Consider the following 9,752-nt stretch of genomic DNA (forward strand, 5'->3'; position numbering starts at 1 on the left):
CCGTAGGTCCGCGCCGGGGAGGCGCCCCCCCCGGCGCGGACCTACGGCGCGTCGGTGGCGGCCCGGCCGGGCGAGGCCGCGGGCGACGCACGGGCCCGGGCCAGGGACGTGACCACCCTGGAAGAGCTGGAGGCCCTGCTCGCCGGCTTCGACGGCTGCCCCCTCAAGTTCACGGCGAAGAACCTCGTCTTCGCCGACGGCAACCCGGCGGCGAAGCTCATGTTCATCGGCGAGGCCCCGGGCGCCGACGAGGACCGGATCGGCAAGCCGTTCATGGGCCGCTCGGGCAAGCTGCTCGACCGGATGATGGCGGCCATCGGCCTCGACCGCACCAGCGCCTACGTCACCAACATCGTCCCCTGGCGCCCGCCGGGAAACCGCAACCCGACGCCCCAGGAGGTGGCGATCTGCAAGCCGTTCATCGAACGGCAGATCGAGCTCGCGGCGCCCGACCTCATCGTCTGCCTCGGCAGCCCGTCGACGCAGGCGATCACCGGCACCAAGGACGGCATCCTCAAGGCGCGCGGCCGGTTCTACCCCTACCGGGTGGGGGACCGCGAGATCCGGGCGCTCGCGACCCTGCATCCGGCCTATCTCCTGCGCCAGCCCCTGCAGAAGCGCCTCGCCTGGCGGGACTTCCGCACGCTCCGGGCCGCCCTCGACGGCAAGGCCTGAGGCCGGTAGGGAACGGCCAAGCGGAACCGTACGACGCGCGCGGAGATTACTTCGGACCGATTGCGTCGGTCCGCGTTCCGGGACGAGTGGTGACGAGCACATGCGCTGGGAAGATTTCCGCAGTTCCGACAACGTCGAGGATCGCCGCGGTGAGGGCGGTGGCGGTGGTGGCGGGTTTCCGGGCGGCGGTGCCGGCGGTCTCGGCATCGGCGCCATCGTCGTCCTGTGCATCATCGGCTGGGTCACGGGCATCAACCCGGCGATCCTCATCGGCGGCGCCGAGCAGATGACGGGCGGCGGACGGCCGCGCCAGGAGCAGGCCGATCCGCAGACGCAGGCCCAGCGCAGGACCAAGCCGACGGACGAGAGCGGGCGGTTCGCCGCCGCCATCCTGGGCAACACCGAGGACGTCTGGAAGGAGATCCTTCCCAATCAGACCGGCAAGCAATACCGCCCGACCGGCATGGTGCTCTACACCGGCGGAACCCGCAGCGGCTGCGGTTCGGCCCAGGCCGCCATGGGGCCGTTCTACTGCCCCCTCGACAAGAAGGTCTATCTCGACACGTCGTTCTTCAAGGAGATGGAGCAGAAGTTCGGGGTGAAGGGTGACTTCGCCTACGCCTACGTCATCGCCCACGAGGTCGGCCACCACGTGCAGGACGAACTCGGCATTCTGGGCAAGGTCCAGGGCCGGCAGCAGGCCGCGTCGAGCAAGGTCGAATCGAATCAGCTCTCCGTGCGCGTCGAACTCATGGCCGATTGCCTCGCCGGCGTCTGGGCCAAGAACTCCAACGACAAGTACAATGCCCTCGAGCCCGGCGACATCGAGGAAGCCATGAACGCGGCCAGCGCCATCGGCGACGACAAGCTCCAGAAGCAGTCGCAGGGCTACGCCGTGCCGGACTCGTTCACCCACGGCTCGTCGGCCCAGCGGCAGCGCTGGTTCATGACCGGCTACAAGAGCGGCCAGACCAAGTCCTGCGACACGTTCCGCGCCGCCGGAAACTGAACCGCGTCACCGTAAGGGTCCGAACGCCATGGTCGCATCCGACAAGACCCGCAGCTTCGTCCCCCTCGCCATCGCGGTGCTGACGGTGTCGGACACCCGCTCCCTCGACGAGGATCGCTCCGGCGACACCCTGCGGGATCGCCTCACGGCCGCCGGGCATACGCTCGCCGCCCGTGCCGTGGTGCCCGACGAGGTCGACCAGATCAGGGGGCAGGTGGAAGCGTGGTCGCGCGATCCGGCCGTGGACGTGGTCCTCACCACGGGCGGCACCGGCTTCACCGGCCGCGACGTGACACCCGAGGCCATCGAGCCGCTGTTCGACAAGCGCATGGACGGGTTCTCGGCGGTGTTCCACCGGATTTCCTACGACAAGATCGGCACCTCGACGCTGCAGTCCCGGGCGACGGCCGGGGTGGTGAACGCCACCTACGTCTTCGTCCTGCCGGGCTCGCCGGGGGCCTGCCGCGACGCCTGGGACGGCATCCTGGCCGCCCAGCTCGACTATCGGCACCGCCCCTGCAACTTCGTCGAGATCATGCCGCGCCTCGACGAGCATCTTCGACGCGGAGCGTCCATCACGGTGTGACGTCGGTCGTCCGCCGGAACCTGCATGGAAGGGCGCGCATCTCCTAGCGCGCCCTTCGGCGTCTTCAGGCCGCCTTGCGCGCGGCGGCGTCGCCGTAGAACGTCCCGCCCCGCTCGGCCATGGCGAGGAGCGTGCGCGGCACGGCGAAGCGCGGTCCGTGCTTGGCCTCCAGCCCCTGGGCCAGGGCGACGAAGGCCTTGGCGCCCATGAAGTCGATGTAGGACAGGGCGCCGCCCGTGAACGGGGCGAAGCCGAAGCCGAGGATCGAGCCGACATCGGCCTCGCGCGGATCGGTGACGACGCCCTCGCCGACGGTGCGGGCCGCCTCCAGGGCCTGGACCACCAGCAGGCGCTGCTTCAGCTCCGAAAAATCCACGTCGTCCGGATCGACGCGGGTCGCCTGCAGGTCCTTGAGGCCGGGCCACAGGCGCTTCGGCGCGCCCTCGGGATAGTCGTAGAAGCCGCGCTTGTTCTTGCGCCCGAGCCGGCCTTCGCCCTCGACCAGCCGAACGAGAAGTGCCTTCTGCGCCGGATCGATGGCGTGCGCTCCGAGCTGCGCCTCCGTCGCCTTGACGATCTTTAGGGCAAGGTCGACGGCGACCTCGTCGGTGAGCGACAGGGGCCCCACCGGCATGCCGGCCTGGCGCCCGGCATTCTCGATCATCGCCGCCGGGATGCCCTCGTTGAGCATGGTGTGGCCTTCAAGGAGGTAAGCGCCGACGCAGCGGTTTGCGAAGAACCCGCGCGCATCGTTGACGACGATGGGGGTCTTCTTGATGGCGCGGACGAAGTCGAGGGCGGTGGCGAGCGCCGTGTCGCCGGTCTGGTCGCCCTTGATGATCTCGACAAGCATCATCTTCTCCACGGGGGAGAAGAAGTGGATGCCGACGAAATTCTCCGGCCGGCTCGCGGTCTTGGCGAGGCCCGTGATGGGCAGCGTCGAGGTGTTGGAGGCGAAGATGGCATCCGGGCGAATGGCGGACTCGACCTTGCCGATGACCTCGGCCTTCACCGCCGGGTCCTCGAACACCGCCTCGATGACGAGGTCGCACGCGGACAGGGCGGCGTAGTCGGCGCTGGTGGTGATGCGCGCGAGCAGGGCGTCGCGGTCGGCGGTCTTGGCGCGGCCCTTGTTGATCTGGTCGGTGACCAGCTTGTGGGCGTAGGCCTTGCCCTTCTCGGCCGCCTCGACGGACTGGTCGACGAGCACCACGTCGAGGCCGGCCTGGGCCGAGACGTAGGCGACGCCCGCGCCCATGAAGCCGGCGCCGACGACGCCGATGCGCTTGACCGAGGTCGGGGCCACGTCCTTCGGCCGGCGCGCGCCCTTGTTGAGCTCGCCCATGGACAGGAACAGGGTGCGGATCATCGCCGCCGCCTCCGTCGAGCGCAGGATCTTGGCGAAATACCGGCTCTCGACCCGGAGGGCGAGGTCCATGGGCAGCTGCAGGCCCTCGTAGACCGCGCCCAGGATCGCCTTGGCGGCCGGATAGTTGTCGTGGGTCTCGCGGCGGTAGATGGCGTTGGCGGGCGGCCAGGTCATCATGCCGGCGGGCGAATAGACCTTGCCGGAGGGCGCCTTGAACTTCGGCACGTCCCACGGCGCCACGGCCGAGCCGCCGCCGAGAATCCAGGCCTTGGCCTTGGCGACGATCTCGTCCCTCGGCGCAACCTCATGGACGAGGCCCATATTCTTCGCCATGAGCGGCCGGATCTGCTCGCCCTTGAACAGCATCTGCAGGGCATCGCCCGTCTGCATCAGGCGGGGCACGCGCTGGGTGCCGCCGGCGCCCGGGAACAGGCCGACCTTGATCTCGGGCAGGCCGACGCGGGTCTTCGGGTTGTCGGACAGCACCCGGTGGTGACAGGAGAGGGCGAGCTCGAAGGCGCCGCCGAGGCAGATGCCGTTCACGGCCGCGGCGAACGGCTTGCCGCAGGTTTCGAGCTTGCGAAACAGCAGGGTGAGTTTTCGCGATTCCTCGAAGAAGTGGCGCATGGCCTCCTCCTCGCCGCGCTCGGCCCTCAGCGCCTCGAAGGCGCGGCCGAGGCCCTGGAGCATGGTGAGGTCGGCACCGCCCGAGAAGTTGTCCTTGCCCGACGTCACGACGCAGCCCTTGATGGCGGGATCGGCCACCACTGCGTCGATGACGGCGTGCAGGTCGTCCATCACCGCGTTGGTGAAGACGTTCATGGACCGGCCAGGCATGTCCCAGGTCGCGAGGGCGATCCCGTCGGCATCGGTCTCGAGGCGGAAATTGGTGAGATCCATCGCTGATCCTCCGGTTGTGGCGGGCGGCGGGACGTCGCGCCGGCTTCTTAAGCCAATCTAAAAACTTGCCGTCGCATCACCGATACGGGCGATCGAAATATTGCGGGGATGGGTCATGACCGGAAAGCCGGGCTGCAAGGGCTGCCGTGACGGTGTCGAACTCGACTTCACCTTCACGATGGCATTCCAGCCGATTCTTGACCTTTCGACCGAGCGGGTCTGGGGCTACGAGGCGCTGGTCCGCGGCTCGGCCGGCGAATCCGCCGGCTCCATCCTCAGCCGGATCACGCCCGAGACGGTCTACCGCTTCGACCAGGCCGCACGGGTCAAGGCGATCGAACTGGCCGGACGCCTGTTCCCGACGGGCGATCAGACCAAGCTGTCCATCAACTTCATGCCGAACGCGGTCTACGAGCCCGCGGCCTGCATCCGTTCGTCCCTGGAGGCCGCACGCCGGGCCGGCTTCGCCCACGACCGCATCATGTTCGAGTTCACCGAGAACGAGAAGTTCCGCGATACGGCGCACGTCACCCGCATCGTCGCCGAGTACCGCAAGCAGGGCTTCCTCACGGCCCTCGACGATTTCGGCGCGGGCTTCGCCGGCCTGAGCCTGCTGGCAAATTTCCAGCCGGACCTCATCAAGATCGACATGGACCTGCTGCGCGGCATCGACGGCGACCGGCGCCGGCAGACCATCGTCGGCGGCCTCCTCGGCATCGCGCGGGGCCTCGGCCTCGCGGTGATCGCCGAGGGGATCGAGACGCAGGAAGAACTGGCAACCCTGCGCGACCTCGGCGCAACCCTGTTTCAGGGCTACTACTTTGCGCGGCCCCACCTCGAACAGCTCCCGGCCGTGGCCGGCTTCCCGGCGCCGGCCGTGTTCGCCCAGACCTTGGTCGCCTAGGCCGACGGCTCGGATCGGAAAGGCCCGATCCGAATCGCGCGCGCGGCGGCGGGTCTCGATCATGGGCGAGGCCGGCACGGGGCGGACGCGTCCTAGCGCGCCGGCATCGGCAGCGGCGGCGCGCCGGCCTTGCCTTCGCCGGCCTTGCTGTCGCCGGCCTGGGCGATGGCGAGCATGTTCAGGAGCTTCGTCACCGACGCCTGCGAGATCGCCGTGACGCTGGAGGCCGGGTCGGCATTGACCGCCTGGAACTTCTGATAGGTTTTGTCGTCGTAGATGCCGCTGAGGTGCTTCAGCTCGTCGAGGGTGAACTTTTCCGCGTAGGCCTTCGACAGGCCGTCGATCATCACCTCGCGCTGCTTTTCGAACTCGGCTCGCACCTCCTTGCGCACGGCGTCGGCCTTGTCCTCGGGCATCGACGCGACGGTCTTCTCCAACGCGCCGGTGAAGCCGGTTTCCAGGTTCTTGATCAGGGTCTTCTGCACCAGGTCCTTCGCGACGCCGACACGGTCGGAGGCGTCGTCCGCGCGGGCGGCCATGGGCAGGCACAGGGCGGTGGTCAGGCACAGGGTGGCGAGCAGGCGCGTCATGGTGGCGTTTCTCCCGATTCTTCTCGGCTGGGCGTCATCGCGAAAAACGCGACGGGCGCCGCCGTCTACCAGTGTTTCGAAGGGTTTGTCGCCCCGTGGCCGCGGCCTCAGACCCGCTCGACGATCGTCGCCGTGCCCATGCCCGCGCCGATGCAGAGGGTGACGAGGGCGCGCTCCTTGCCGGTGCGCTCCAGCTCGTCGAGGACGGTGCCGAGGATCATCGCCCCGGTGGCGCCCAGCGGATGGCCCATGGCGATGGCGCCGCCGCAGACGTTGACCCGGGCCGGATCGAGGTCGAACGCCTGCTGGAAGCGCAGGACCACGGCGGCGAAGGCCTCGTTGACCTCGAACAGGTCGATGTCCGACAGGCTGAGCCCCGAGCGCGCCAGCACCTTGCGGGTGACGTCGACGGGGCCCGTGAGCATCAGGGCCGGGTCCGATCCGATGTTGGCGAAGGCGCGGATGCGGGCGCGGGGCTTGAGCCCGGCGGCGCTGCCGGCCTCCCGCGAACCGATGAGCACGGCGGCGGCGCCGTCGACGATGCCCGACGAGTTGCCGGCATGGTGGACGTGGTCCACCGCCTCGACATCCGGGTGGGCGTCGATGGCGACGGCATCGAAGCCGCCCATCTGGCCCATCTGGACGAACGAGGCCTTGAGCTGGCCGAGGGACTGCATGTCGGTCGCGGGCCGCATGTGCTCGTCGGTGGCGAGCAAGGTGATCCCGTTGATGTCGCGCACGGGTACCACCGCACCGCCGAACCGGCCCTCGGCCCAGGCGGCGGCGGAGCGCTTCTGCGATTCGACGGCGTAGGCGTCGCAATCGGCGCGGGAGAACCCGTACTTCGTGGCGATGAGGTCGGCCGAGACGCCTTGGGGCATGAACCACGACTTGATGGCGATGGCCGGGTCCACGGGCCAGGCTCCGCCCGAGGCGCCGAGGCCGACGCGGCTCATGGATTCGACGCCGCCCCCGATGGTCATGTCGTGCTGGCCGGCCATGACCTGGGCGGCGGCGAAGTTCACCGCGTCGAGACCCGAGGCGCAGAAGCGGTTGATCTGCACCCCCGGGACGTGGGTGCCGTAATCGGCCACCAGGGCGGCGGCGCGGGCGATGTCGCCGCCGGCCTCGCCGACGGGATCGACGCAGCCGAGGATCACGTCGTCGACCCGCCTGGTGTCGAGGCCGTTGCGGTCCTTGAGGGCGCGGAGCGCCACTTCGGCGAGGCGCAGGGCCGTCACCTCGTGCAGCGACCCGTCGGGCTTGCCGCGGCCGCGCGGGGTGCGGACGTGATCGTAGATGTAGGCCTCGGGCATTTCTCTTCTCCGGATTCCCAGGCCTTCGCGGAAGGCCGGGCGGCAGAACGACACGAACCCCGTGCGGGTCCGTCCATACGATCCCATGCCTGGCCGATCCGGCGCGGCTCCCCCGGGGGAGGGGAGCTCCGCGCGCGCTCGGCCCCTGGCGGCGTCCGGTCTAAAACGCCTCCGCGCTCAACGCCATGGTCGTCTCCGACCCGGCCTTGATCCGCACCAGGCGCAGGGCGGTCTCGGGCAACAGCCGCTCCATGTAGAACCGGCCGACGACGAGCTTGTCGGCCATGCGGTCGGAGGCGGCCTCAGCCTGCTTGGCCAGCGCCGCTTTGGCGATGCGCCCCCACATGTAGCCCATGGCGACGAGGCCGAGGAGGTGCATGTAGTCCGTGGCCCCCGCGCCCGCATTGTCGGGCTTCGAGAAGGCGTTCTGCATGAACCACATCGTCGCGCCCTGCAGGTCGTTCAGCCCGGCCTGGAGCGGCCCCACGAAGGGTTTCATCCCCTCGTCCTCGCCGTGATCCTTCAGGAAGGTCTGGACCTCGGCGAGGAAGCCCATCATCGCGCGGCCGCCGTCCTTCGGCAGCTTGCGGCCGATGAGGTCCATGGCCTGGATGCCGTTGGCACCCTCGTAGATCATGGCGATGCGGGCATCGCGCACGAACTGCGACATGCCCCATTCCTCGATGTAGCCGTGGCCGCCGAACAGCTGCTGGGCCTCGACCGCGTGGGCGAAGCCCCGGTCGGTGAGCACCCCCTTCACCACCGGGGTCATCAGACCCATGTGGTCCTCGGCGCGCTGCCGCTCGGCCGCATCCTCGGAGCGGTGGCTGATATCGGCCTGAAGCGCCGTCCACAGCACCAGGGCGCGTCCGGCCTCGTTGAAGGCGCGGATGCCCAGGAGGGTGCGGCGCACGTCGGGGTGGACGATGATCGGATCGGCGACCTTGTCGGGGGCCTTGGCGCCGGTGAGCGACCGGCCTTGGAGCCGGTCACGCGCGTAGGCCACGGCGTTCTGGTAGGCGACCTCGGACTGGCCGAGGCCCTGGACGCCCACCGCGAGGCGGGCTTCGTTCATCATCACGAACATGGCGGCGAGGCCGCGATTCTCCTGGCCCACGAGCCAGCCCGTGGCGCCGTCGTAGTTCATGACGCAGGTGGAATTGCCGTGGATGCCCATCTTGTGCTCGAGGGAGCCGCAGGACACCCCGTTGCGCGCCCCCACAGACCCGTCCGCGTTCACCAGGAACTTCGGCACCACGAACAGCGAGATGCCCTTGGTGCCGGCCGGAGCCCCGTCGATGCGGGCGATGACGAGGTGGACGATATTCTCGGAGAGGTCGTGCTCGCCGGCCGAGATGAAGATCTTGGTGCCGGTGAGGCTGTACGAGCCGTCGCCGTTGGGGGCCGCCCTGGTCTTGAGCAGGCCCAGATCCGTGCCGCAATGCGGCTCGGTGAGGTTCATGGTGCCGGTCCAGGCGCCCTCCACCATCTTCGGCAGGTAGGTGGCCTTCTGTTCGTCCGAGCCGTGGACGAGGAGCGCCGCCATGGCGCCCTGGGTCAGGCCCGGATACATGCCGAGGGCCAGGTTGGCGCCCGAGACGAACTCGGAGATCGCGGTGTTGAGGGTATGGGGCAGGCCCTGGCCACCGAATTCCTCCGGCACCGACAGGCCCATCCAGCCGCCCCTGGCGTAGGTGTCGTAGCCGGCCTTGAAGCCCTTCGGCGTGGCAACGCTGCCGTCGGGCCCTCGGGTGCAGCCCTCGCGATCGCCGACGGCGTTGAGGGGGGCCAGGACTTCCTCGGCGAGCTTGGCGCCCTCGGTTAGCACGGCCTCGACCACGTCGGGCGACGCGTCGGCGAAGCCCCGGAGATTGCTGTAGCGTTGGAACCCGAGCACGTCGTTCAGGAGAAACAGAACGTCCTCGACCGGCGCCTTGTAGCTCGGCATTTCTCAGCGTCCTTCCCACGGCCGGGCGACCCTCGTGGTCCTGCCCGGATCACGGCGCCGCTCCTTGGATGGTTCATATCTAAACCATCTCGGGCGGGGCGAAAAGGGGCCTCGGCGTGAAACCCGATACCTTGGGCGGCACGACGGAGACTCGGAATCTCGGCGCGATTAACCAGCTCTTTACCAAGAAAGTTAAAGGTCGGGTGAGACGATCCGACATCGACCCGAGCCGTCGTCTGCTGGGGTTCGGCGCCGCGCATCGAGACCGGACCTCGCCCCATCAGGTTTGACGATGACCCGCTCCGCCCCCATCGACCTCGACGGCTTCGATCCGGACATCCTCGATGCGGCACGCGACGTGGCGCGGCGGGCCGGCGTTCCCGTGGAGACCTGGATCGCCTCCATCGTCACCCCGGACGAGGTCGCCGAGCCGCCCCGCAAGTCCCCGTCTGCCC

General features: G+C 69.1%; 7 protein-coding genes and 1 pseudogene. 4 read left to right on the plus strand and 4 right to left on the minus strand.

What is annotated here, in order from left to right:
- Positions 1 to 27: 27 nt before the first annotated feature.
- From FV218_RS20715 to moaB, 3 genes and pseudogenes are all read left to right on the plus strand, one after another.
- Positions 28 to 675 (plus strand): annotated as a pseudogene (locus FV218_RS20715) (uracil-DNA glycosylase); the annotation flags it as partial.
- A gap of 100 nt (positions 676 to 775) precedes the next feature.
- Positions 776 to 1,684 (plus strand): neutral zinc metallopeptidase, encoded by a 909-nt coding sequence (locus tag FV218_RS20720; RefSeq protein ID WP_147711378.1) that lies wholly within the window; start codon positions 776 to 778, stop codon positions 1,682 to 1,684.
- 28 nt (positions 1,685 to 1,712) lie between these two features.
- Positions 1,713 to 2,270, plus strand: coding sequence for a molybdenum cofactor biosynthesis protein B (gene moaB, locus FV218_RS20725; protein WP_147711379.1), 558 nt, complete (start codon positions 1,713 to 1,715; stop codon positions 2,268 to 2,270).
- 64 nt (positions 2,271 to 2,334) lie between these two features.
- Here moaB and FV218_RS20730 read toward each other — a convergent pair whose 3' ends face one another.
- Positions 2,335 to 4,539, minus strand: coding sequence for a 3-hydroxyacyl-CoA dehydrogenase NAD-binding domain-containing protein (locus tag FV218_RS20730; RefSeq protein ID WP_147711380.1), 2,205 nt, complete (start codon positions 4,537 to 4,539; stop codon positions 2,335 to 2,337).
- A gap of 115 nt (positions 4,540 to 4,654) precedes the next feature.
- On the opposite strand from FV218_RS20730, the gene FV218_RS20735 reads away from it, so the two are divergent.
- Entirely contained in the window at positions 4,655 to 5,443 is a 789-nt protein-coding gene (locus FV218_RS20735) for an EAL domain-containing protein (protein ID WP_147711381.1), read from the plus strand.
- 92 nt (positions 5,444 to 5,535) lie between these two features.
- Here FV218_RS20735 and FV218_RS20740 read toward each other — a convergent pair whose 3' ends face one another.
- From FV218_RS20740 to FV218_RS20750, 3 genes are all read right to left on the minus strand, one after another.
- Complete coding sequence (locus FV218_RS20740) at positions 5,536 to 6,033, minus strand: hypothetical protein (protein ID WP_147711382.1); 498 nt, start codon at positions 6,031 to 6,033, stop codon at positions 5,536 to 5,538.
- A 107-nt stretch (positions 6,034 to 6,140) separates the two neighbouring features.
- Positions 6,141 to 7,349 carry an acetyl-CoA C-acetyltransferase gene (locus FV218_RS20745; protein WP_056093646.1) on the minus strand — a complete coding sequence of 403 codons (1,209 nt, stop codon included), beginning with the start codon at positions 7,347 to 7,349 and terminating at the stop codon, positions 6,141 to 6,143.
- Positions 7,350 to 7,509: 160 nt separating this feature from the next.
- A complete protein-coding gene (locus tag FV218_RS20750; RefSeq protein WP_147711383.1) occupies positions 7,510 to 9,297 on the minus strand; it encodes an acyl-CoA dehydrogenase C-terminal domain-containing protein in 1,788 nt (595 codons plus the stop codon).
- Positions 9,298 to 9,752: the final 455 nt, after the last annotated feature.

The sequence above is a fragment of the Methylobacterium sp. WL69 genome (assembly GCF_008039485.1).
Taxonomy (GTDB): Bacteria; Pseudomonadota; Alphaproteobacteria; order Rhizobiales; family Beijerinckiaceae; genus Methylobacterium.

Bases quoted from the DNA above. Each gene is read 5' to 3' on its own strand.
- FV218_RS20750 (WP_147711383.1), bottom strand. From the start codon at position 9,297: ATGCCGAGCTACAAGGCGCCGGTCGAGGACGTTCTGTTTCTCCTGAAC.
- FV218_RS20735 (WP_147711381.1), top strand. From the start codon at position 4,655: ATGACCGGAAAGCCGGGCTGCAAGGGCTGCCGTGACGGTGTCGAACTC.
- FV218_RS20720 (WP_147711378.1), top strand. From the start codon at position 776: ATGCGCTGGGAAGATTTCCGCAGTTCCGACAACGTCGAGGATCGCCGC.
- moaB (WP_147711379.1), top strand. From the start codon at position 1,713: ATGGTCGCATCCGACAAGACCCGCAGCTTCGTCCCCCTCGCCATCGCG.
- FV218_RS20740 (WP_147711382.1), bottom strand. From the start codon at position 6,033: ATGACGCGCCTGCTCGCCACCCTGTGCCTGACCACCGCCCTGTGCCTG.
- FV218_RS20745 (WP_056093646.1), bottom strand. From the start codon at position 7,349: ATGCCCGAGGCCTACATCTACGATCACGTCCGCACCCCGCGCGGCCGC.
- FV218_RS20730 (WP_147711380.1), bottom strand. From the start codon at position 4,539: ATGGATCTCACCAATTTCCGCCTCGAGACCGATGCCGACGGGATCGCC.